20 protein-coding genes and 3 tRNA genes are annotated in these 22,688 nt (G+C 65.9%); 12 read left to right on the top strand and 11 right to left on the bottom strand.

The genetic code is table 11. The features are described 5' to 3' along the window. Window positions 1-27 precede the first annotated feature (27 nt). From A6745_RS24070 to A6745_RS24060, 3 genes are read right to left on the bottom strand one after another with little or no spacing between them, the layout of a single operon-like run. Window positions 28-2,199: a polysaccharide biosynthesis tyrosine autokinase gene (locus tag A6745_RS24070; protein WP_066132926.1), complete on the bottom strand. Its 2,172-nt coding sequence runs from the start codon at window positions 2,197-2,199 to the stop codon at window positions 28-30. Between the two features lie 11 nt (window positions 2,200-2,210). Next, window positions 2,211-3,323 (bottom strand): polysaccharide biosynthesis/export family protein, encoded by a 1,113-nt coding sequence (locus A6745_RS24065; RefSeq protein ID WP_066132923.1) that lies wholly within the window; start codon window positions 3,321-3,323, stop codon window positions 2,211-2,213. Window positions 3,324-3,375: 52 nt separating this feature from the next. Then, entirely contained in the window at window positions 3,376-3,870 is a 495-nt protein-coding gene (locus A6745_RS24060) for an arsenate reductase/protein-tyrosine-phosphatase family protein (protein WP_066132916.1), read from the bottom strand. 122 nt (window positions 3,871-3,992) lie between these two features. Between A6745_RS24060 and A6745_RS29655 the strand changes: the two genes are divergently transcribed. Continuing rightward, complete coding sequence (locus tag A6745_RS29655) at window positions 3,993-4,706, top strand: helix-turn-helix domain-containing protein (RefSeq protein WP_082853262.1); 714 nt, start codon at window positions 3,993-3,995, stop codon at window positions 4,704-4,706. A 511-nt stretch (window positions 4,707-5,217) separates the two neighbouring features. Continuing rightward, on the top strand, window positions 5,218-5,541 hold the full coding sequence (locus tag A6745_RS24050; protein ID WP_066132909.1) for a hypothetical protein: 324 nt from the start codon (window positions 5,218-5,220) through the stop codon (window positions 5,539-5,541). 258 nt (window positions 5,542-5,799) lie between these two features. On the opposite strand, the gene A6745_RS24045 is transcribed toward A6745_RS24050, so the two are convergent. Beyond that, window positions 5,800-6,696 (bottom strand): helix-turn-helix domain-containing protein, encoded by an 897-nt coding sequence (locus tag A6745_RS24045; protein WP_066132906.1) that lies wholly within the window; start codon window positions 6,694-6,696, stop codon window positions 5,800-5,802. 314 nt (window positions 6,697-7,010) lie between these two features. Here A6745_RS24045 and A6745_RS24040 point away from each other — a divergent pair, with 314 nt between their 5' ends. Next, entirely contained in the window at window positions 7,011-7,706 is a 696-nt protein-coding gene (locus A6745_RS24040; RefSeq protein ID WP_407922753.1) for a hypothetical protein, read from the top strand. A 16-nt stretch (window positions 7,707-7,722) separates the two neighbouring features. Then, window positions 7,723-8,940, top strand: a complete 1,218-nt coding sequence (locus A6745_RS24035; protein WP_066132900.1) for a threonine ammonia-lyase — start codon at window positions 7,723-7,725, stop codon at window positions 8,938-8,940. 26 nt (window positions 8,941-8,966) lie between these two features. Here A6745_RS24035 and A6745_RS24030 read toward each other — a convergent pair whose 3' ends face one another. From A6745_RS24030 to A6745_RS24020, 3 genes are all read right to left on the bottom strand, one after another. Further along, window positions 8,967-9,572 carry a PIN domain-containing protein gene (locus tag A6745_RS24030; protein WP_066132898.1) on the bottom strand — a complete coding sequence of 202 codons (606 nt, stop codon included), beginning with the start codon at window positions 9,570-9,572 and terminating at the stop codon, window positions 8,967-8,969. Window positions 9,573-9,714: 142 nt separating this feature from the next. Then, the gene (locus A6745_RS24025) at window positions 9,715-10,809 is read right to left on the bottom strand and encodes a helix-turn-helix transcriptional regulator (RefSeq protein ID WP_066132894.1); all 1,095 of its coding nucleotides are present in this window, start codon (window positions 10,807-10,809) and stop codon (window positions 9,715-9,717) included. A 130-nt stretch (window positions 10,810-10,939) separates the two neighbouring features. After that, window positions 10,940-11,024, bottom strand: a tRNA-Leu gene (locus tag A6745_RS24020). Window positions 11,025-11,195: 171 nt separating this feature from the next. Here A6745_RS24020 and A6745_RS24015 point away from each other — a divergent pair. Continuing rightward, entirely contained in the window at window positions 11,196-12,548 is a 1,353-nt protein-coding gene (locus A6745_RS24015) for a ParB/Srx family N-terminal domain-containing protein (RefSeq protein WP_082853261.1), read from the top strand. Between the two features lie 122 nt (window positions 12,549-12,670). Here A6745_RS24015 and A6745_RS24010 read toward each other — a convergent pair whose 3' ends face one another. From A6745_RS24010 to A6745_RS24000, 3 genes are all read right to left on the bottom strand, one after another. Continuing rightward, complete coding sequence (locus A6745_RS24010; protein WP_066132891.1) at window positions 12,671-12,922, bottom strand: hypothetical protein; 252 nt, start codon at window positions 12,920-12,922, stop codon at window positions 12,671-12,673. 5 nt (window positions 12,923-12,927) lie between these two features. Then, on the bottom strand, window positions 12,928-13,398 hold the full coding sequence (locus tag A6745_RS24005) for a hypothetical protein (protein ID WP_066132888.1): 471 nt from the start codon (window positions 13,396-13,398) through the stop codon (window positions 12,928-12,930). A gap of 121 nt (window positions 13,399-13,519) precedes the next feature. Then, window positions 13,520-13,607: transfer RNA gene (locus A6745_RS24000), tRNA-Ser, on the bottom strand. 185 nt (window positions 13,608-13,792) lie between these two features. Here A6745_RS24000 and A6745_RS23995 point away from each other — a divergent pair. From A6745_RS23995 to secG, 3 genes are all read left to right on the top strand, one after another. Then, window positions 13,793-14,770: an NAD(P)H-quinone oxidoreductase gene (locus A6745_RS23995; protein WP_066132886.1), complete on the top strand. Its 978-nt coding sequence runs from the start codon at window positions 13,793-13,795 to the stop codon at window positions 14,768-14,770. A 145-nt stretch (window positions 14,771-14,915) separates the two neighbouring features. After that, a complete protein-coding gene (gene tpiA, locus A6745_RS23990; protein WP_066132885.1) occupies window positions 14,916-15,662 on the top strand; it encodes a triose-phosphate isomerase in 747 nt (248 codons plus the stop codon). Between the two features lie 21 nt (window positions 15,663-15,683). Then, window positions 15,684-16,160: a preprotein translocase subunit SecG gene (gene secG / locus A6745_RS23985; RefSeq protein WP_066132882.1), complete on the top strand. Its 477-nt coding sequence runs from the start codon at window positions 15,684-15,686 to the stop codon at window positions 16,158-16,160. 93 nt (window positions 16,161-16,253) lie between these two features. Here the strand turns inward: secG and A6745_RS23980 are convergent, their stop codons facing one another. Next, window positions 16,254-17,186 (bottom strand): LysR substrate-binding domain-containing protein, encoded by a 933-nt coding sequence (locus tag A6745_RS23980; protein WP_066132881.1) that lies wholly within the window; start codon window positions 17,184-17,186, stop codon window positions 16,254-16,256. A 243-nt stretch (window positions 17,187-17,429) separates the two neighbouring features. Here A6745_RS23980 and A6745_RS23975 point away from each other — a divergent pair, with 243 nt between their 5' ends. The 4 genes from A6745_RS23975 (at window position 17,430) to A6745_RS23960 (ending at window position 22,589) form a co-directional block, all read left to right on the top strand. Beyond that, window positions 17,430-19,274, top strand: a complete 1,845-nt coding sequence (locus tag A6745_RS23975) for a CocE/NonD family hydrolase (protein WP_066133224.1) — start codon at window positions 17,430-17,432, stop codon at window positions 19,272-19,274. Window positions 19,275-19,321: 47 nt separating this feature from the next. Next, on the top strand, window positions 19,322-20,350 hold the full coding sequence (locus tag A6745_RS23970; RefSeq protein ID WP_066132877.1) for an extracellular solute-binding protein: 1,029 nt from the start codon (window positions 19,322-19,324) through the stop codon (window positions 20,348-20,350). A 135-nt stretch (window positions 20,351-20,485) separates the two neighbouring features. Then, on the top strand, window positions 20,486-22,243 hold the full coding sequence (locus A6745_RS23965) for a monovalent cation:proton antiporter-2 (CPA2) family protein (RefSeq protein ID WP_066132875.1): 1,758 nt from the start codon (window positions 20,486-20,488) through the stop codon (window positions 22,241-22,243). 261 nt (window positions 22,244-22,504) lie between these two features. Further along, window positions 22,505-22,589 (top strand) — tRNA-Leu (locus A6745_RS23960). Window positions 22,590-22,688: the final 99 nt, after the last annotated feature.

Raw genomic sequence — 22,688 nt, 5'->3', positions numbered from 1 at the left:
CATGCGGACGACCTGGCCGCATGGCATTTATCGACTTTTCCCGTACCGGTAGTAGTACTGGTACGACGTCTTGAAACGTATGCGGCGCTGCATCACCCCGTTGAACAGCAAGCCCTTGACGTTGCCGCCCGCGCCGACGACTTTCTTGATCGCCATGCGCACTTCGTCGACGGTGCTGCGCTCGGCGCGCACGACCATGAAGGTGCTCGCGGCCAGGCCGGACACGGCGAGTGTGTCGCTGATGGGAAGTACCGGCGGCGCATCCAGCAGGATCTGGTCATACTTGCCCTGTACGTCCTGCATCAGCGCGCGGAATGCCGCGCTCTGCAGCAACTCCGCGGGATTGGGCGGCAGCGGCCCCGAGGCCATCACATGCAGCGTCCCCGCTGCCACGGGACAGTTATGGATGGCGGCTTCGAACGGCACGTCACCGATCAGCAGATCGGACAGACCCTTGCTTCGGCGCGGCAGGCCGAAATATTGATTCAGCTTCGGTTGGCGCAAGTCCGTCTCTATCAGCAGGACGCGCTTTCCCGTGGCCGCCAACAGGATCGCGAGGTTGGCCGAGATGAAACTCTTGCCGATGCTCGCGGTGGGACCTGTGATGACGATGGATTTGTCGCGCGCCTCCAGCCTGGCGAATGCCAGGCCGATACAAAGCGCCCGCAGGCTTTCCACCGCCGGTTCATCGGGATGCAGCAGCGCCAGGAGCTTGTGATCTCCCGTGGTTCTCTTGTGCTTGTCCAGGCGCAGCCGTTCCTGCGCGCGGCTTTCCGGAATGCTTGCGTATGCGGACAGCCCCGTCAGGCGTTCGAGCTCCTCGACGTCGCGCAACGTTGGACGAAGATTGCGTGCCGTCATCGCAGCGGCGATGCCGAGCGCCGCGCCGAGCAGGGCGGAGCCCAGGGCGACCAGCAGTTTGCGGGGTGCAACGGGCTCGTCGTCGTGAATCGCCAGGTCGATGATGCGTACGTTGCCCGTCGTGCCGGCGCGCGCCACCTTCAACTGCTGCACCGTGTCCAGAATGGCGGTGTAGAGCTGGGTGCTGACGTTCACGTCGCGCTGCAGCCGCAGCAGGTCGCGTTGGCCTTCGGGCACTTCGCTGATCCGCTGCATCAGTTGTTTCGACGCCTGGCGCGTCTGCGACAGCTGACTGTCGATCGCCTTGACTGCCGGGTGCGACGCAGTGAATCGCTGCAGAAGCTCCTGGCGCTGCAACTCCAGTTCCAGCCGGCTTTTTTCTATGTCCACGCCCTGCTTGAGCAGCGCTTCGACGGACTTGTCGACATCGACGACGCCGGTGCGCGTGCGAAAGTCATTGAGCGAGTTCTCGTTTTTCTCGACGTTGCGCTCGATCTCGGGCAACTGGCTGCTGAGGAAGTTCAGGCTCTGCTGGGCCTCCGCGCTGCGCCGTTCGACGTTCTGCGCCAGATAGGCCGAGGCAATGGCGTTGACCAGGGCATACGCACGCGAGGAATCGGGATGCTCGTAGCTCAGCCGGATCATGTTGCTGTCGCGGCCGCTTTCGGCAACGATCAACTGGCGCAGCACTTCGCGGTAGGCCGTTACCGGCGCGAGCCTGATCACGTCGAATTCAACGTTTTGCTCTGTCGGCATCCGCGTCACCGTGATGCTGGCCGGCAGGCCGTCGATGGTGAATGTCTCGGCCTGGCCGACCTTGCCTTGCGTCAGCGCCGTGCCGTCGTCGTACTCCAGCCGGTAGGACCCGTCCGGACCCGTGCGCAGTCTCAGTGGTTTGTCGAGGTACGGCTGCGGGACGGAGAGGTCATCCACTTGCAGCGCCGACTCGCCGGCGCCGCGCGGCGCCAGCCAGCAGCCCATCACGGGCAGGCAGCGGCGATCTCGGATGCGCACATACGCGTGAGTGCTCTCCAGCGCCTTCAGGATCACGCCGCGCGAGCGCAGGATCTCGATCTCGCCGGTGACGGGGCTGGTGGACGCGCCCAGCGTGTCGGCCAGGTTCTGTATGCCTTCCAGGGCGGCGGGCTTCTTGTCTTCGACCTGTATCAGGACATCGGCCCGGAAGATGGGCGTGGCGAGAAAGGCATAGGCCAGGCCCGCGGCCAGCACCAGCCCGAAGGTGACCATCGCCAGCCCGCCGTGTTGCAGCAGGGTATCGATCCAGTTGGAAAACGAGGCCGCTTCGGCATCCGCCGAGATGTCGGGGGTAGGATTCATGTCAGGTCGGATCACTGTTGGAGCGTTGCGCGCAGCAGGGTCGCGCTCGGGAGGATGTTGTTCACCACTCGACCGAAACGGGCAACGCCGGCGGGGTCTACGTAGACGATGTCACGGGCCTGCAAGTCGAAGCGGTCCGCCAGTACCAGCGCGTCCGGACTGCTGGCGTCGAGGTACCAGATCTGTGGGCGGCCGGTCGCGCCCGCGCGGATTACGTAGAGATGGGCCGGATTGCTGGTGAAAGGATTGACGCCGCCCGAGTCGGACAGCGCCTCGGCAAGACTCATGCGGCCACGCGGCAGTTGCAACGACTGGGGACGTGTCACCTCGCCCAACACGAATACCTTGTTGTACCGGTTCTCGGGCACCGTCAGGATGTCGCCCGCCTGTACCAGCACGTTCTGGCTGAGGTCTCCGTCGTAATAGAGGGCATACAGATCGATCTTCCGCGTCGTGCCATTGCGCACCAGCGTGGTGGCGCGCAGGTCCGCGCTGTCGGTCAGCCCGCCGCTCTGCGCCACCAGGTCGCTCACCCGCATCGGGACTTCGGTGATCGGCGCCATGCCCGGCTTGGCCAGTTGCCCCATGGCGTACACATGCTGGCTGCGGAAGCTCATGACCGCCACATCCACCTGGGGATCGGCGACGTTGCGGGACAGGGCACGCACCAGCGTGTCGCGGACTTCGGAGACGGTCCTGCCGCGGGCCGGTATCTTTCCGGCGAAAGGGTAGAAGAACGTGCCGTCTTCATTCACTTCCTGGCCGGTCTGGCTGTCGGAAAGACCGCCGGGGTTGGTCAGCTCTGGATGATTCCAGACCGTAATGCGCAGCACGTCGTGGGTGCCGAGGCGGTATTGATAACGCGGCGGCGATGCCATCGGGCCGGCGGCGATGCCTTGCGCGATCTTGCTGGCCGCTGACAGTCGGGCCTGTTCCTGGCTGGCGATGGCCGCGGCCGTGATGCGCATGACATCGGCGCGTGCCGCCACGTCCTGGACGGCGGTGTCGTCGTCCAGGGCGGGCGGCACGGCGTTGAGGTAGTGGCCGGGCACGGCGCAACCGGATATCGACGCGATCGACAACAGCGCGAAGGCGCGGATCCTTGTGCGGGTCACAGGGCGCATGAACAGAATTCTCCTGATGAGATCGAACGCAGCGGGGTGGAGAAAGGGGCGATCAGGGCCGCCTCACCGTCTGGCCATCGGCCAGCAGGGAAGCCTGCTTCAGGCGCAGGATCCATGCGCGGACCCCCCGATCGATCCGCTGCCACACTGCCTCGAAGACGTTCTGCGGCTGTCCCAGGGGATCCGGGATGTCTCCCTCCTCATCGAGCAGGAAAACCTTTCCGGCAGCGTGCGGATAGCGGGCGATCAGCGCTTGCCGATGGTGTGATTCCATGGCAAGCAGCACCGTCGCGGCGGCGACATCCTGTGAATCGATGGTCGTCGCGCGCTTGGAGGCGTCGATCTCGACCTGTTCCAGCGCCGCGACGGCCAGGGCATGGCGGTGGGGGGGATCGCCGTCGCAGGCCTGCAGGCCGCGCGACGCAACCCGGGCCAGCAAGCCGAGATGCCGCAGATGATGATTGAACAGCGCCTCGGCTATCGGGCTGCGGCACAGATTGCCAGTGCAGATCGGGATCAGCAGGGGCAGGGGGGGGGAAGCGATCATCTTTGAGTCGAGCTCGCGCAGCCGTCAGGCCGAGCCTGTGGAAGTCTCGGGCCGCCGAAGCCGATGCCTCGGTGGTGCCAAAGCGTGTATGATAAACACATTTGTGTTTCAATAAAACACATATGAATTTTTCTGGCGAATTGCATGTCCTCCGCCCAAGCAGCGAGGAGGCTTATTGCGGGATGAATCGGGATTCGGTCGGGGGGCGGCTGTGCGCGGAGCGGGGCGAGGGGTTTGGCCGGTCTCAGGAGACAGTCCAGCTTCTTGTCAATTGGCGGGGCAGAGGAGACAATCGTCCCTCTCCCCGCCTACGGCGCTTGGGGCCAAGCAGTACGTCTGGAAGGCCAGCTAGCGTACCGGGCGTTCGCGGCCAGGCAATGCCTGCCGGGCGACCCCCAAATAGAACCGTCATCAAATCCCGTGTAATTGGAACTAGTTTACAAGTGGAAACATTCGGGCAACGCCTGCGATTGGCCAGACTAAAGGCTGGCTGGACCCAAAAAGAATTGGCTACTGCAAGCGGCCTGACACAAAGTGCCATAGGAAACTACGAAAGCGGTCAGCGCCGCGAGCCTGCCGGAGCGTCGCTCATCCGTCTGTCGCAGGCCTTGCAGGTCACGGCGGAATGGCTCAGCCAGGGTCAGGCGTTTGCCGAGGACGGTGAGACCAGTGCCAGTGCCAGCGGCAGCGGCAGCCGGGCCAGGACCTTCGCGCCGTCGCCGTGGCCTTTCCGGGAGGTTAGCCCGGAGGACTGTGCCAGTCTGACGGCCAGCGAGAGACGCACCCTCGAGGCCCTCATTTCCACATTCGTCAAAACCTGCAGGGAACGGCGCTAGGGCTTGGTGACACTAAAAAGAGCGCCGCATGCGACAGAAACGCGTGGACAGCGTGCGTCGTTGGGCAGATCTTGCGTGGATTAAGCACGCAAGATCTGCGCGGCTGGCCTGCCGTCCGATTCCCCGGCTGTGCGAGGCTTTCTTCAGTGTCAGCAGGCCCTACAGGCCAAGGCTGGGTTTCCCGTCGCACCGGGCTTCAGGATAGCCCTCCCAAAAAAGCGGACGAGAGTCTCTCGCCCGCTTTTTTTATTTCAAACGATGCCGTAGCGCGAAACAATGGCCAGGAATTTGTCGGTCGCTTGCATTGAAATAATCACAAGCGTGTTTATTTTCAGACTGATTGCCGGTACGATATCGGCGAGGAGTACGTCCTTTGAGCCCGGCAAAAAACTCCATCCGCAGTGCCGTCTCAAGCCCGCTAGAAGGGCAAGACGCCTTTTCATGGCAGGTTCTACCGGATCCGAGAGTGTTCCTTAGACATCCTATGAATAGCTTATATGTCCCGGTGAATATGCAAATCAAGAAGCAAGAAACCTCAACCGTTGGCAAGCGGTTCGATCACGCGACCTATACGGCCGCCGTACGTTACGAAGTCGATGCGACCCCGTTGCTGGCGGCGCTGGAGTCGTCCCGCGTCCTGGCGTGCGGCGTCGTGTCGCTTTTGACGCTCGTGAAAAACCATGGCATTTCCGAGGATGGCCAGGGAGCGGATATTCTTCTGGATCACATGCAGATCGACGAACTGCTGGGATTTTGTGTCGAATCCATGTCCTTGTTGAATTCTCGTATCGAATCTCTGGCGGACTTGATGTCGGGCCGCCATGGCATGGGCTAGGATCGGGCAGCTTGAGCGTCTTCCCGTCGGGGAATGCTCAGCGGATCGCAAAGGTGTCGGGTGGCGGCGGCGACGTCATCGTGGTGGACGGACAAGTAAGGAACCAGGCTGGGGCAGTCTTTTGCATGGCTTCAGATTTAGACTGGTTGTTACATATAGTTTTTTATAGTTCAAAATATTTCCGACGGTGTCTCGCTGCCCCTGTCTCTGGCGCCGCCCACCGGGCGAGGAAGGGCGAGCTGCTCCTTCCTCCCGGCCTTACTGTGCGGTGCGTTCGGGACTGCTGGCGCCGTCGATGAAAATGTAGCCTTCACCTCGCACGCTGCGGATCGGCAGTTGGACGCCCTGCTGAGCCGCTTTGCGCCGCAATCGGCTGATTACCGTATCCAGATTTCTGCGTGGCCCGCGCAACGAAGGGGGGCAATCGACATCGTTGCCGTCCCGGGAGCGCTTGAGCTGACCATCTGGGCTGCCAAGCAGCTCAACCAGCAAATGCCGCTCGGCATGGCTCAAGTCGAGCACGGTTCCGTTGGGGGTAGACAGGTTCCAGCCGCCATTGATCAACTGCCACCGGGAAACGGGGGGCCGGTCATCAGCCTCCTTGTGGAGCAAGCCGACCTTTTGTTCCGGTTCCATTGGCCGGGCGGGCTGAGTCAGATGCAGCCGTCGGTGCAGGGCCAGTAACGTGGCAACCAGTTCCAATGGATCGGGCCGGATGTCCACGCACGCGTCGGCGCCTGACAACAGCGCGCCGACCTTGCTCAGCCTGTCGGGAAAGCTGGCAATGGCGACAATGCCGGCATCCGCATGTTGGTTGCGCAACTGCCCGATAGCCAGGTGGATGGATTCCGGCGAAGCAAACAACGTCAGCAGTGGCAATGCCGCACCGTGTAGCGCCCGCGCGGCTGACGAGAAATCCGGGCAGGACACGGGGTCGAAGCCGAATGCGCGCAGATTCTCCCGGTGTCCGTGCATGTCCGCATTATTCAACGACAGCATGCACAGCTTGATGGGAGGGGCGGCGCCCAGTGGCGTGGCGCCGGCGTTGGCATATCGCGCCGAGAGAATGCCGCCCAGCAGCGATTGCGGGAGGGGGCCGACACCGCCGCCAGCCGATTCGGCTTGGGGCGCCAGGGCGCGTGCCGACTCGTTCATATCGATCTCCCGGTATTTCAAGTATGGATGGCTTGAAGATAAACACGTTCGTGTTTGGATTTAAGCATACGAAGTCGGGCGGCGGCAATGGTGCAATTATTTGCAGGCGGGGAGTATGCGCTGTTGGGGGGCGGGGCCTCGCGGCATTGTCGATGCGGTATTTCCGGTAAAGTCGTGCCTCGGCCCTGCGCAGGGCCTCTGCGCGATCCGCTCGCGGTCGCCAGCCTCGTTGTGGGAAGAAGGAACAGAGGGCGATGGCAAGTCGGCTGTTGACGGTGCGCGTGATCGGGTTGGCCAGCGGATTGGTCAGCGCGATGCTGCTGGCGGGGTGCGTCATGCCTCAGGGCACCGCGCCGTCGGGCGCGTCTGCCCAGGGCCCGCGCCAGGAAGGCATGTCGGCCGACCAGTTGATGCAGACCGATTTCAACCGCACGGTCACGCTGGCCATGCGGGACAACCTGTCCAGTCTGTACACGCTGCTGGACAAGCTCTACCGCCGCAATCCGCGCGAATGGCGCAAGGCGGGGCAGGCCGACCAGGCGGCCGCCATCGCCCGCGTGCGCGGCATGATCGAGCAACGGCGCCCGCCGCCGGGCCTGGCCGGCCTGCGCGACATCCAGGTGCTGGCGGTGGCGCTGGACCCGGCCTACCAGGGCGACCGCGTGGCGGCGTTCGTCTACGGCCTGGCCGACACCATCCTGGCCGCCCACGATGGCAAGATCCGCTTCTACGCCACGGACGCCCTGGACGGGCAGCGGATCTACAATGCCGCTCGCAATGTCGAGGCCGCCGCGTGGCTGCTGGCCTCGCGCCGCAACCCGCAGGGCGGACCGCTGCTGCTGGCCAACGAGATGTCCGCGCAGGCCATCAACCTCAGCTTCGAGCGCGAGTTCGGCGCGCTCGTCGGCCGGCTCGATCTCATCGCCAACCTGCTGGGTGAAAACACGCGGCGCATCGGCATCAATTACGCGCAAGGGCTGCTGTTCTTCAATTTCCTGCCCGTGCGTTGAACCGGAAAGACCTATCGTGATCGACCTTGCCGCCATCCAAGCCGCCCGCCTCCAGTTGCAGGGCCAGGTGCAGAAAACCCCGTTCAAGCACTCGCGCACGCTGTCCGACATCCTGGGCGCCGAGATCTGGCTGAAATTCGAGAACCTGCAGTTCACCGCCTCGTTCAAGGAACGCGGCGCGCTGAACCGCATGCTGGCGCTGTCCGAGCAGGAGCGCAAGCAGGGCGTCATCGCGGTCTCGGCGGGCAACCACGCCCAGGGCGTGGCCTATCACGCGCAGCGGATGGGCGTGCCCGCCGTCATCGTCATGCCGCGCTTCACCCCCACCGTGAAGGTCGCCAACACCCGGCGTTTCGGCGCCGAGGTCGTGCTGGCCGGCGATACCTTCGACGACGCCAAGGCGCATGGCTACGAGCTGGCCCAAAGCCGCGGCCTGGCCATGATCCACCCCTACGACGATCCCGCCGTGATGGCGGGGCAGGGCACGCTGGGGCTGGAAATGATGGAGGCCCGGCCCGACCTGGACATGCTGGTGGTCGCCATTGGCGGCGGCGGGCTGATTTCCGGCGTCGCCACGGCCGCCAAGGCCATCAAGCCGGATATCGAGATCATCGGCGTGCAGACCGAGCGCTTCCCGTCCATGTATGCCGCGATACGGGACGTGCCCATGGCCTCGGGCGCCTACACCATTGCCGAGGGCATTGCCGTCAAGTCGCCGGGCACGTTGACCGAGCAGGTCGTGCGCCGCCTGGTCGACCGTATCGAACTGGTCAGCGAGGGCGAGATCGAACATGCCATCGTGGTGTTGCTGGAAATCGAGAAGACCGTGGTGGAAGGCGCGGGCGCCGCGGGCCTTGCCGCGCTGCTGCAGGCCCAGGCCGCTGGCCGCACCGACTTCCGGGGCAAGCGCATCGGGCTGGTGCTGACCGGCGGCAACATCGATCCGCTGATGCTGGGCGAGCTGATCGAACGCGGCATGGTCCGCGCGGGCCGCCTGGCCCGCATCCGCGTCGATCTGCGCGACCTGCCGGGCGCGCTGGCGCACGCCACCAAGCTGATCGCCGATGCGCACGCCAACATCACGGAAGTGCATCACCAGCGCGCCTTCACATCGCTGCCGGTCCGCAACGTCGAAGTGGATTTCGTGCTGCAGACGCGCGGGCCCGACCACATCCAGGAAGTGATCGAAGTCTTGAATGCGGCGGGATTCGCCGCGAGCAACCACGATCACTGAGCCGCGGCGGACAGGCCTGCGCGGCTTCAGCCTTGCTGGTGGCCCTGCGCCGACACCAGCTTCTTCAGGCGGTGCAGCCGCTCGCGATGCAGGGTGTTTTCCAGCGGCTCGGGCTCGCGGCCCAGCGCCACATAGTCTTCGGACACCTGCCGCACCGCGGCCTCCAGTTTCTGCGCGTCGGCCTGCCACCACTGCGCCAGGAAGTGGTCGGGCGCAAAGGCGTCCAGCCCTTGCCGGCGCAGTTCCGAACGGTTGAAGTCCTTCAGGTTCCAGGTCATCACGCGCACCGTCGGCGTGTGTTGCAGGCCGCAGCGCGCCCGGCGGGCCAGGCCCGCCGCGATCACGTGGAAGTCCTTGGGATCGCTGTAGCGCAGCACGGCCTCGTAGGCCTGGATGTCCGATTCCATCGCGCCGGGAAAGCGCTGGTTCATGGCGTCCCATCGCTCGGCCAGCATGTCCGGCGGCACCTGCCACAGGCGCGCGGCGTTGCGCCGCCATTCCTCGCCGATGCGCTCCGTCCACACGGGTTGGAACACCCCCAGGTCGGCCACGCGCAGCAGTAGCTGGCGAAGCACCGTGGACATCAGTACGCAGGCGTCCAGGACGACGAAAGGCGGCGAGGCAGTAGACATTGCGGAGCGAAGCGGCGTGGCGGCGGAGAACGGAGTGCCGCGATTGTTGCGCCACGCCGCCCGATGCGCAAATCCAGGCTGGCCAGAGGTCCCGCTGGAACGGCAGGCGCGGCGCGCGCAGGCCTGCCGATCGGACCGCGACCTAACTGGCCGCGGCTTCGGCCGCCATGCTCAGGCGTGTGACCAGCAGCAGCAACTCGGCCTGGCGGCGCGTGCCGGTCTTGTGGAACAGCGAGGCCAGTTGCGTCTTCACCGTGGCGTACGACACGCCCAGCGATTCGGCGGCCTGCGCCAGGCTCAGGTCCTGTTGCAGCAGTTCCAGCAGGCGCGCCTCGGCGGGCGTCAGCCGGAACAGATCGGCGAGGCTGCCTTGCAGGGACAGCGGCTGCCCCGCGGCGCTGCGCACCAGCACGAGCGCCAGCGGCTGCGTGTGGGAGGCCGCATGACCGTGATCGGGGGCCAGCGGCGTGGCCACGACGTAGTCGTCGCTGGGGTTGTGCAGGCGGAAGGCGGCTGCCCGCGCCGGTCCATGGCGGCCACAGGCCGTGTGCAGCACGCGTTGCCAATTCGCGAGGGCACGCAGCTTCTTGCCATGCTGCGCCTGCCATTGTTCGCCAGCGGCATTGGCCAGCGCCACGTGGCCCTGCGCATCGGCGACGAGCAATGGCGCGGCGATCGCATCCAGGGAGGTCTTGGTCAGCGCGGCCTGGCGCTCCATGTCCGACAGGCGCAGCCGCAGCCGGATCGACTCGCGCAGGTGCGGCACCAGCCGCAGCAGCGCGCGCTCGTCTTCGGCGGCGAACGGCCCGCGATCCTTGGCGCGCTGGAACGAGATGTACCACTGCGCGCCGGGCAGGCGCACCATGGGCGCGCACATCAGGGCGCCCATGCCGTGGCGATGGAAGAAATCCTGGTAGAACTCGGAGGCCCGCATGCGGGCTTCGCCGAAATCGCGGTGGTCGACGTAGCACTCGCCCACCGGCGTCCGGGGGGCGAACTCGTGGCCAGGGTCGTGCGCCGCGTAATAGGTTTCGTAGTCGTCGATGACCGGTTGCGGCAGATCGGGCGTATCGGCCACCACCACGCGGCCGGGCGGCTCCAGCAGCATCAGCGCCGAATGTTGCCCGCCGACGTGCGTACAGACGGCCTTCAGGGCCGCGTGCCATTGGTCTTTGTGCAGAATTCCGGAATACAGCTTGCCGACGATCTCTGCTTCTTCCCTCGTGGTGTCGCCCATGCCTGTGCCGGAGTCCGGAGTAGACCTGCCAGTGACGGAATGCCATCCAGCCCGATGGTACCGTTAACAATCGGGCGCCGCGACAGGTATAACCCTGAAACGGGCGGCCTGAAAAGGGGGAGGAGAGGGCTGGTGCATCCACCCGGGATCGAACCGGGACGCCTTGCGGCGAGGGATTTTAAGTCCCTTGCGTCTACCAATTTCGCCATGGATGCGCGGCGCGCGATGACCGGGCATGCGCCGGATCCGGGCCGAAAGAGGCGGCAACTATACCACCGGCCTGCAGTGGGGCATTTGCGACGGAATCACATCTTGCAATCCTGGTGACACATTGCAACCACAGGATGACACCCTTCCCAAACAGCCACCAGAGCCAAAGAGCAGCCATGCCCATCCCTACCGCCTCCCCGTCCCAACCCTGGTTCCAACTGCACCGCCGTGCCGCCCGCGTGGCCGCGCTGGCCCTGCTGCCCCTGGCCCTGGCCGCTTGCGGCGGCAGCGACGATGACGACGAAGTCGCCGACGACACCCCGGTCACGCAGCCGACGCCCGAAGCGCCCGCGCCCGGCGATACGCGCAACCAGGCCTACCTGAAGGCCGCCGAGGGCGACATCCTGAAGGTCAAGATCAAGGAACTGATCCCCACGCAGCCGTCGCTGGGCTACGACCAGATCTACTACAAGCTCGGCCGCTGGCAGGGCGACTTCGACCGCCCCACGTGGACCGCCGATCCGGATTCGCAACTGGACTACATCAACGACACGGTCGGCAAGAAGTTCGGCGACTACTGCGAGGACACCGGCCAGCATGATTTCGGCGGTTTCGCCACCATCGCCGAGGCGCGCGCCGCGACGCTGGCCGACCTGAGTTCGTTCCAGTGCGACAGCGAGCCGGGCGCGGATCCCGACGACAAGGCCGTGATGAAGACGGTCGTGATCGGCTACGACGGCAATCTGTACCTGACCGACGGCCATCATTCGTTCAGCGCCCTGCGCGAGATCTTCGACGGCGGCCCCGAGCTCGACGTGTATGTGCGCGTGTCGGCCAACTACAGCGACATCGCCACCAAGGAAGCCTTCTGGCAGAAGATGGTCGACCAGAAGCAGGCCTGGCTGGTCGATGGCGACAACAACCCCATCACCGTCGACCAGCTGCCGACGCGCCTGGGCATGGCCAACGACACCGAGCCGGGCGGCATGTCGGAAGACAAGTACCGTTCGCTGGTCTACTTCACCCGCGACATCGCCTACAAGCAGGGCGACCTGCCCGAGTTCGCCGAATTCCTGTGGGGCGACTGGATCCGCCGCCAGCAGCAGGTCATGGGCACGCAGATCCGCGTCCTGCCGTACTACGCGCTGTCCTCCACGACGACGGCCGGCCTGACCGACGTGCTGGCCAAGAGCACGATCGAAGAGAGCGCCACCACTCCCGGCACGTACGAGGCGGTAGCCGGCGACAGCAACATCAGCTACTCGGCCGCCGTTCGCGACGTCACGCTGCAGATGATGAAGTTGAGCGGCACCGACGTGGTCTATGGCGACTACACGGCCGCCAGCCTGGGCCACATCACCCTGGGCGCCGACGCCGACGAGACCGACGACGCCCTGACGGAACTGGACGAGCTGTCGCGCGGCGACGTGAAGAACAACGGCGAGTCGCGCAAGGCCGGCAAGCTGTGGTATTCGGCACACTATCGCACCTGCGGCAAGCCTGCCGCAGGTACGTGCTGGGGCTATTGATATCGGGCGGGACCATGCGTCTTCGGACGCGCGGACGCTCGCGTCGATGATGTGAAATGGCCGCGACGCAAGTCGCGGCCATTTTCATTGGTCCGTGCGTGCGACGGCTGTGTGGAGCGTTTTCAGGGCAGCGAATCCCGCACCAACGTCGCCCATTCCTGGAAGTCCTGCGCCGGCCAGTTGTTGCCGAGTTTCAGCCCGTTGATGTCATAGGCGCGTGGCGCGCCGCCGAACCAGTTGAACCAGCCCTGGCCCGGCACATGCACCAGCGGCACATCGAATTCCTTGATATGGAAGGTGGAGCCGGGCGGAAATTCGTCCTCGCGGGGAACGCGGCGGGTGACAGCGGCAGGGCGGGTCTTGAACAGGCGCATGGGGCTCAGATCAGATATCGCGCATGGGCATCCCGCAGGAACTGTTTTCCCTTCGCGGTCAGGCCAGAATCCTCGACGAATGCGAGGAAGTCGCGGCTCAGGCCTTCACGGTCCCACGAACCGCCGATGATCGTCTCGGGACCGAACACGACGTGAAAGCGTTCGCCGGATGGCAGCCAGGCGAAAAGCGGGCCTGACGCGAACGCCAGGATGACGTCCGCGTAGGACACGTCGAAGAACGCCCGCCATGCGCGGTCGGTGCCTGCGGTGACGATGGTCTGTTGCGGTTTTCCGAACTCGGCATGATGGATGTGGATGGGGGCGTCGGCATTGCCCGCCATCGTGGCCAGCGCAATCAACCCGTCCTTGTCGAGCACATCGGGAAAGATGCGGGCCGTATAGCCGCGCGCATGGAGGTAGGCGGGGCGCAGCAGGCGCTCCTCGTCCAGCGCCTCACCGAAGAACGTAGCGGTCATGGTTCTCGCATCACGTTTCTGGCCCGCTTCGTGGCCGACTGGGGCATGCATGATGCATTGCCATCCGCGTCGCGGACCACTGTGTGCCAATCAGGCCTGCCTTGCCGGCGCCTCGATTCGCTGGCGGAAGCGGTGAGATTCGAACTCACGAACGGTTGCCCGTTGCCGGTTTTCAAGACCGGTGCAATCGACCACTCTGCCACGCTTCCTGCTGCATTCGTGACTCGCGCTGGCCGGAGCGGACAGCCGTGCGCCATGAGCGCCCGTTGGTCACTGAAGGGCTGCAATCATAATCCATCCCGGCGGCGGGCGTCTGCCGTGTGGCCGTTGCGGTTTCGTGGATCGCCGCAAACAGCGGGATAATGGACGCCTCAACCAAGTTGGAGGCATTCCCATGCGTGCAGTCGAGATTTCCAAGCCCGGTGGCCCTGAAGTACTGGTGCCGGTCGAGCGCCCCATGCCCGAGCCCGGTCCGGGCGAAGTGCTGATCAAGGTGGCCGCGGCCGGCATCAACCGGCCCGACGTGTTCCAGCGCAAGGGCAACTACGCCCCGCCGCCCGGAGCTTCCGACCTGCCGGGCCTGGAAGTCGCGGGCGAAATCGTCGCGGGCGATGCCGCGGCCGGCGGTTTCGCGCTGGGCGACCCGGTGTGCGCGCTGGTGGCGGGCGGCGGCTATGCCGAGTACTGCGTGGCGCCTGCCCTGCAGTGCCTGCCGATCCCCAAGGGCCTGAGCCTGATCGAGGCCGCGGGCCTGCCCGAGACCTATTTCACCGTCTGGAGCAACGTGTTCGACCGCGGCCAACTGGCCGAAGGCGAGGCGCTGCTGGTGCACGGCGGGGCCAGCGGCATCGGCACCACGGCCATCCAGATCGCGCGCGCCATGGGCAACCCGGTGTATGCCACGGTGGGCAGCGACGACCGCGTGCGCGCCGTCGAGGAACTGGGCGCCACCAAGGGCATCAACTACAAGTCGCAGGACTTCGTGAAGGAAGTGCTCGACGCCACGGGCGGCGCCGGCGTCGACGTCATCCTGGACATGGTGGCGGGCGACTACATTCCCCGCAACATCAAATGCCTGGCCGACGATGGCCGCATCGTCATCATCGCGTTGCTGGGCGGCGCCCAGGCGCAGGTCGACTGCAATCACGTGTTGCGCCGGCGCCTCACCATTACCGGCTCCACGCTGCGTCCGCGCCCGGTGGCCTTCAAGGGCCGGATCGCGCGCGCCCTGCAGGCCCGCGTGTGGCCGCTGCTCGAGTCGGGGGCCATCAAGCCCGTGGTCCACGCCACGCTGCCGCTGGAGCAGGCGGCAGCCGGCCACGCCATGATGGAGTCGGGTGAAAACATCGGCAAGATCATCCTGACCCTCTAAAGGCTGTAACGGTCAGGCGCGTTGCGCGTCAACAGGATACAATCTTGGGTTTGACCGGGATTTTCCCTTCCGGTCTTCCTCTATCAGAGATCCTCCCAAGATCCTTTTGCAAACCCATTGCAAACCCGTTGACAACCCATCGCCAATGACCACGACCCACGCTCGCGCCCGCCTTGTGCTGGGCAACTGGAAGATGCACGGCAACCTGGCCGGGAACGCCGCGTTGCTCGACGCCCTGGGCACCGCCGACCCGGCCGCGCATTGCCAGTTCGGGGTTTGCGTGCCGTTTCCGTACCTGGCCCAGGTGCAGCAACTGCTGGAAGGCAGCTCCATCGCCTGGGGCGCGCAGGACGTCAGCAAGCACGACAAGGGCGCCTACACGGGCGAAGTGTCCGCCGCCATGCTGGTCGAGTTCGGCTGCACCTGGGCGCTGGTGGGCCACTCCGAGCGCCGCTCGCTGCACGGCGAGTCCGACCAGATGGTGGCCGACAAGGCCGCCGCCGCGCTGGCCGCCGGCATCACCCCGGTGGTCTGCGTGGGCGAGTCGCTGGACGAGCGCGAGGGTGGCAACACCCTGGGCGTGATCCAGCGCCAACTGGCTCCCGTGCTGGCCCTGGGCGCCGACGCCCTGGCGCGCATGGTGCTGGCCTACGAGCCCGTCTGGGCCATCGGCACCGGCCGCACCGCCAGCCCCGAGCAGGCCCAGGAAGTGCACAGCGCCATCCGTGTGGCCCTGCAAGGCCTGGGCGTGCCCCAGGTTCAAGTTTTGTACGGCGGCAGCGTCAAGGCGGCCAATGCCGCCAGCCTGTTCGCCATGCCCGACATCGACGGCGCCCTGGTGGGCGGCGCGTCGCTGGTGGCCGATGAATTCCTGCGCATCGCCGCAGCCTAAAGTTTCCGTTCGGAGTTTTTCATGTCTATCAATACTGTGTTGATGATCATCCAGGTCCTGTCGGCCCTGTCGATCATCGTGCTGGTCCTGCTGCAGCAGGGCAAGGGCGCCGACATGGGGTCGGCATTCGGCACCGGCTCGGCCGGCAGCCTGTTCGGCGCATCTGGCGCGGCCAATTTCCTGTCGCGTTCCACCAAGTGGGCCGCCGTGGTCTTCTTCGTGTCCACCGCCGGCCTGGCGTACGTCACGCACTCGCTGCACATCGGCAGCGCCAATCCTGTCGAAAGCGGCGTGATGCAGAACTACCAGGACCGTTCGGTGCCCCAGGTGCCGGGGGGCGCGGCGCCGTCGTCGTCCGTGCCCGGCGCGGGCTCGGTGCCTGCCGCGCCGTCCACGCCGGCTCCGGCTGCTCCGGCCGCTTCCGACAACTCGGTGCCCAAGGCTCCGGCGGAAACGCCCGCCGCGCCGGCAAGCCCGGCCCCGGCCCCGGCCAAGTAAGTCTCTCGCTTCGCCCGCGCGCGAACGGCACGTTCGCCGCCGGTACGCAAGACCCCGACAGCCTGGCGCCGTATCGCGCCAGGCTGGTTCATTTCATGGCGCGGACCGCATGCGTGCCCCGCGCCATCGGCCTCCCTCGATCAGTTCCCGCACCAGGCTGACCAGCGCGTGTTCCACCGCCTGGCAGGCCAGGCTGGTCTCGGCCGCCGCCGACACGCACAGCGCGGCGCGGCGGCGCAGGGTGTCGTCCAGGATCGGAATGCCCACGATGTCGGGCGCCACCGAATTCCCCTCCGCCAGCGCCGACCACGGCAGCACCGTCCAGCCCCGGCCATGCCGCGTGCAGGTCAGCAGGATGGACACCGCGCTGGTCTCGGCCACCAGCGTCAGCGGCAGTCCCGCTTCCGAGCAGGCGCGCTCCACGATCACCCGCACCGAATTCGGAAAGCTCGGCAACAGCAGCGGCAACGACACCGCCTCGGCCAGGCTGATCGCCTGCTGCCGGGCTTCTATCGGCAAGCCCACCAGCATCAGTTCCTCAGCGAACAGCGGCACCGTGCGCATGCCGTGGCGTGGCCGAACCTCCATGGCGATGGCCATGTCCAGGCGTTGCGTGGCCACGGATTCGGCCAGGCTGTAGGTCGACGCCTCGATCAGCTCCAGCGTGACGCCGGGCAGCGCCTGGGCCACGCGGTCGATCAGCGGCAGCGCCAGCACCCGCGACGTGCTGGTGGGCAGACCCACGGTGACGTGGCCCGAGGGCGTCTCGCGGGTGCGCGCGACCGCCGCGCTGGCTTCCTCCACCTGCCGCAGCACGGCCTTGGCGTGCTGGTACAGCACCAGGCCGGTATCGGTGGGGCGCACGCCCAGCGGGCTGCGTTGCAGCAGCACGGTGTCCAGCTCGGCCTCCAGGTTGGCGATGTGCTGGCTGAGCGAGGGTTGCGCCACGTGCAGCGCCTGGGCGGCGGCCGTGATGCTTTCGAGTTCCACGATGCGGGCGTAGTAGCGCAGTTGCCGCAGGTCCATCGGATCGGGGGATAGGCTGGTGTTATGGGCAGGGAGTGCAGAGGCCCAGACTAGGCCTTAACCGGTCCGCATGCACTAGAGATAACCCCTATAAAAATGGCCTGCCGAGGCGGCCATGCCCCTACCATCGTTTTTTCCTATGGGTGCATCGGCAATGCGTATTTGGTTCGCGGCGCCGCACGCGCCGATGATGCGTCGATCGGCGGGCATGTGGCCCGGCCGCAACGTATCACCGGTAGTGCCATGTCCGCAGAAGCCATCGTGTCCGACGACGCCTGGACGGTGTCGCCCCAGCAATATGCGCAATCGCGTCCCCCCGAGTTCGCCTTGCCCGCCGCGCCGCAATCGCGGTATCTGACGATGCGCGACGGCTGCCGCCTGGCGATCGACGTCTACCTGCCGCAAGCCCATGAAGGACGCGAGCCCCCGGCGAAGTTGCCGACGCTGCTGTTCTTCACGCCTTACTACCGCCGTTTCAAGATGGCCGAGGGCGCCGCGGGCGAGAACAATCCCAACACCGGCAAGTTCCGCGATTACTTCGTGCCGCGTGGCTATGCCGTGATCGTGATCGACGTGCGCGGCACCGGCGCCAGCTTCGGCACGCGCGACAGCTTCCGCTCGCCGCGCGAGCGCGAGGACAGCCGCGAGGTGGCCGATTGGGTGGTCGCACAGCCGTGGTCCGACGGCGTGCTGGGCGCCACGGGCGTGTCCTATCTGGGCGCCGCCTCCGATTTCCTGGCCAGCACGGGCCACCCCGCGGTAAAGGCCATCGCGCCGCTGTTCTCGGTGTGGGACACCTACATCGACAACTATTTCCCCGGTGGCATCCAGCTCAAGGCGCTGACGCAAAGCTATGACGACCTGATGGTGGCCATGGACCACGACCGCCGCGAGATGCTGTCGCGCTTCGTGTACTACGCCAATCCGGATTTCCGTGGCCCGCAGCCGGTGGACGAAGACGCGGACGGCACGCTGGTGCGGCAGGCCGTGCGCGAGCACCTGGGCAACTTCCGCCAGACCGAGTTCATGCCGGAATTCCGCTTCCGCGAGGAAGCGCTGCCGTACGACCCGACCTTCAGCTCGGCCTCGTTCAGCCCCTATGCCGTGGCCGAAGGCACGCGCGAAGACGTGGCGATCCTGTCGGTGTCGGGCTGGATGGACGGCGCGGGCTACGCCAATGGCGCCATCGCCCGTTTCCTGACGTTGTCGAAGAATCCGCGCCATCTGCTGCTGGGGCCGTGGGATCACGGCGCGCGTATCGACGTGTCGCCGTGGCGCAAAGCCGAATCGCCCGACTTCCCCTGGCTGGCCGAGATCCTGCGCTTCTTCGACCATTACCTGATGGGCCGCGACACCGGCCTGCAGAACGAGGCGCCCGTGCATTACTTCAGCCTGCATGCGCAGGCCTGGCGTGGCGCGGAACAATGGCCGCCGCAGTGGGAGCAGACCGAACTGCACCTGAACGGCGAGGGCCGTCTGGAGGCCCAGCCGTCCCAGGCCGAGGGCTCGGACGACTATCAGGTCGATTTCACGTGGGGCACGGGCCACGGCACGCGCTACGAGCGTATCGCGGCCATCAACAGCACCGAGTACTACCCGGACTGGCAGGGCCGCACCGGCAAGCTGCTGAGCTACACCTCGGCCCCGCTGGACAGCGCCGCCGAGCTGGCTGGCCATGCGGTGATCGAGCTGCACCTGTCCAGCAGCGAACCCGATGCCGCGCTGTTCGTCTACCTGACCGAGATCGAGGCCGATGGCCGCGAGCGCTACGTGACCGAGGGCCTGCTGCGCGCGCTGCATCGCAAGGAAGCGCCATGCCCACCGATGTTCCGCACCTCGTGGCCGTTCCGCACCTTCCGCCGCGAGGATGCCCGTCCGCTGGTGCCGGGCCAGGCCGAACTGATCCGCTTCGCCCTGCTGCCCGTGGCCTGGCGTTTCTCGCCGGGCAGCCGCATCCGCGTGTCGCTGGCGGGCGCCGATGCCGACCACTGCGGCCAGATCCCGCATGGCCGTCCGCCCAGGCTGACCGTGCATCGCGGGCCCGGCCAGGACTCCCGCCTCTTGCTGCCGCTGCGCAAGCCGGCCTGACCCTTTTCGCTTTCTGAATCGTTGCCCCTGAAGACCGGAGATCCGACATGCCTCACCTGACTCGCCGTCAACTGCTTTGCGCCGCCATGGCTGGCGCGGCCTTTCCCGGGCTGTCCTTCGCCGCCCGCCAGCAACTGGTGGTGGGCACGTGGGGCGGCGACTTCGGCAATATCCTGAAGGCGGCCGTGGACGATGCGCTGATGCAGCCCAAGGGCATCGAAGTCGTCCAGTCCATCGGCGCTCCGATGCAGCGCCGCGCCAAGCTGCTGGCCGAACGCAATTCGCGCCGCGGCAGCATGGACGTGGCCTGCCTGGCCGACTTCGACATCCACGCCGCCGCCGGCATGAACGCGCTGGCGCCCGTGAACGAAGACACCGTGGCGCGCACCCGCCACGTGCTGCCCTTCCTGAAGAAGCCGCACTCGATCCCCCATATCTATTCGGCCTACGTCATCGTCTACAACACCGACATGGTGAAGACGCCCCCCACGTCGTTCGCCGATCTGTGGGACCCGAAATGGCGTGGCCGCGTGGGCCTGTGCGATTTCCAGTACACGACCAACACCGCCATCGCCGCCATCGTGGGCGGCGGCTCGATGAACAACTTCGCGCCCGCCCAGGCCAAGCTGGACGAGATGAAGGCGCTGGACGCCAAGGTACTGCCGTCCACCGAGGCCGTGGCCGTGGCGCTGAAGTCGGGCGACATCTGGTTCACCATCATTGCGGCGGCGCGCGCCTACATGTGGCGCAAGCAGGGCGTGCCCGTGGCGCGGGTGGTGCCCAGCGAAGGGGGTATCCCGACGTCGTATGAAGCCGCCGTGCCGGCCAACACGCGCCAGAAGGAACTGGCCTACGGGTATCTGGACGCGATGCTGTCGCCCAGCGCGCAGGCGGCCTTCGCTACCAAGATGGGCTATCTGCCCACCGTGGACGACGTGAAGCTGCCGGAAGAGCTGGACCGCGAGATCAATTTCTCTGCCCAGCAGCGCGAGCGCATGATGCAACTGGACCTGGATTATCTGCAGCAGAACCAGGCGTCGATCCTGGATGCGTGGAACAAGACGTTCAAGGGATGATGGCCAGGCGGGGGCATGCCCGCTGAACGATCGACGCGGCGGGCCTCATACCAAGGTATGGGCCCTTTTCACGCCCGGGTCTTCAAACAGCCTTTATGATGCGGCCAAACAACGCATACAGGAAAGGCTCGCGCTATGGCAGTGGAATCCGGGGCAGGTGGTTTGGAGCAGGTGCTGACCCTGCTGGGGGCGGCGGTGGTCGCGGTGCCGCTGTTCCGCAAGCTGGGGCTGGGCTCGGTGTTGGGGTATCTGGTGGCCGGGCTGGTGATCGGTCCCTTCGGCCTGGGGCTGATCCGCGACGACGGCACCTTGCTGCACGTGGCCGAGCTGGGTGTGGTGATGTTCCTGTTCATCATCGGCCTGGAGATGCGGCCCTCGCATCTGTGGGGCCTGCGGCGGCAGATCTTCGGCCTGGGCAGCGCGCAGATCCTTGTCTGTGGCCTGTTGCTGACGGGCGTGGGCCTGGCCTTCGGTTTTCCGCTGGCGGTGTCTTTCGTGTCGGCGATGGGCTTCGTGCTGACGTCCACCGCCATCGTCGTGCAGATCCTGAACGAGCGCGGCGACATCGCCCAGCCGGGCGGCCAGCGCATCGTCTCGGTGCTGCTGTTCGAGGATCTGCTGATCGTGCCGCTGCTGGCCATCGTGGCCTTCCTGGCCCCGGCAGGCGCCGGGCCGCGCGAGCCCGCCGCCGTGCTGCAGAACATCGGCGTCGCCGCCGGCGCCCTCGCCGCGCTGGTCGCGGCGGGCCTGTGGCTGCTCAACCCCCTGTTCCGCATCCTGGCCCGCGCCAGGGCGCGCGAGGTGATGACGGCCGCCGCCCTGCTGGTGGTGCTGGGCGCGGCCGTGTTGATGGAGAAAAGCAATCTGTCCATGGCCATGGGCGCCTTCATCGCGGGCGTGCTGCTGTCCGAGTCCAGCTTCCGCCATCAGTTGGAGGCCGACATCGAGCCGTTCCGGGGGCTGCTGCTGGGGCTGTTCTTCCTGGCGGTGGGCCTGTCGCTGCGGCTGGATGTGGTCTATGCCAACTGGATGCTGATCTGCGCCGGCGTGGTCGCGATGATGGTGGTGAAGGCGCTGTGCATCTACGGGGTGGCGCGTCTGCTGAAGAGTTCGCGCGGCGAGGCGTCGGATCGCGCCATTTTGATGGCGCAGGGCGGCGAGTTCGCTTTCGTGCTGTATCAGGCGGCTGCGCATGGGGGCGTGATCGACGCGCAGGTCAATGCCAACATGACGGCGATCATCGTGCTGTCCATGGTGCTGACGCCGCTGGCCGTGATCGCTCAGAAGCGCATGGCGCGCAAGGAAGCGCCGTCGATGGATGGCGTGGACCGTGCCCAGGACCTGAAGGGCTGCGTGCTGATCGTGGGTTTTGGCCGCGTGGGGCAGATCGCCAGCCAGGGCCTGCTGGCCAGTGGGGCGGATATTTCCATCATCGACAACGATCCCGAAGTGATCCGCAATGCCGAGAAGTATGGGTTCAAGGTGTACTACGGCGACGGGGTGCGGCCGGATGTGCTGCATGCGGCGGGGATTGATAAGGCCCGGTTGATCCTGATCTGCGTGGATGACAAGGTGGCGGCTACGCGGATTGTCGAGAACGTGCAGGAGGTCAACCCGCATACCGAGATTCTGGTGCGGGCGTGGGACCGGGAGCATGCGGTGGAACTGATCAAGCACGATGCCGATTTTGTGGTCCGCGAGACGTTCGAGTCGGGGATGGCGATGGGGCGCGAGGCGGTGCTGCGGCTGGGGGCCACCGAGGAGGAAGCGCAGGAATATCTGGACGAGGTGCGGCGGCGGGATGCGGAACGGTTGGTGCTGGAGACGACCGGGGGGATCTTTGCCGGCCGGGATCTGATTCTGGGGAACATGGCGAAGAAGCAGGGGTCTTGAGGGGCTGGGGCGGGGCTTTGTTGGGGCTGCTGGTAGCGTGCCTGGAGCCTCGGTCTTGCGCGGGGGAGAGCGTCCAGGTTCGGCCTGTGCCTGGTTACAACAGCCGCTGCCGGCCCCGGGGCGTCCCATTTGAATGCTGATACAGACTCATGCTAGAATTTCCGACTTCCTTGGCAAAGTGCAGCCTCAGCACATGCGGCCAGGAAGTCTTCTGAGCCCGATAGCCGCCGCGGTATGGGTTCGAAAGATGAAGTGCAAGATGCCGACGTGGTGAAATTGGTAGACACGCTATCTTGAGGGGGTAGTGGCGAAAGCTGTGCGAGTTCGAGTCTCGCCGTCGGCACCAAGAATTTGTCCGGGGTTGTCCCCGGGAGTACCAAGAGCCCGCATTTCTCCTATGAGGATGCGGGCTTTTTGTCGCCTGACGTCCCAGTTTGTCCTCCAG

The organism is Bordetella ansorpii, assembly GCF_900078705.1.
Lineage (GTDB): Bacteria > Pseudomonadota > Gammaproteobacteria > Burkholderiales > Burkholderiaceae_B > Bordetella > Bordetella ansorpii_A.
The sequence above is the reverse complement of the archived record's forward strand: the minus strand, read 5'-3'. Positions and strand labels throughout refer to the sequence as shown.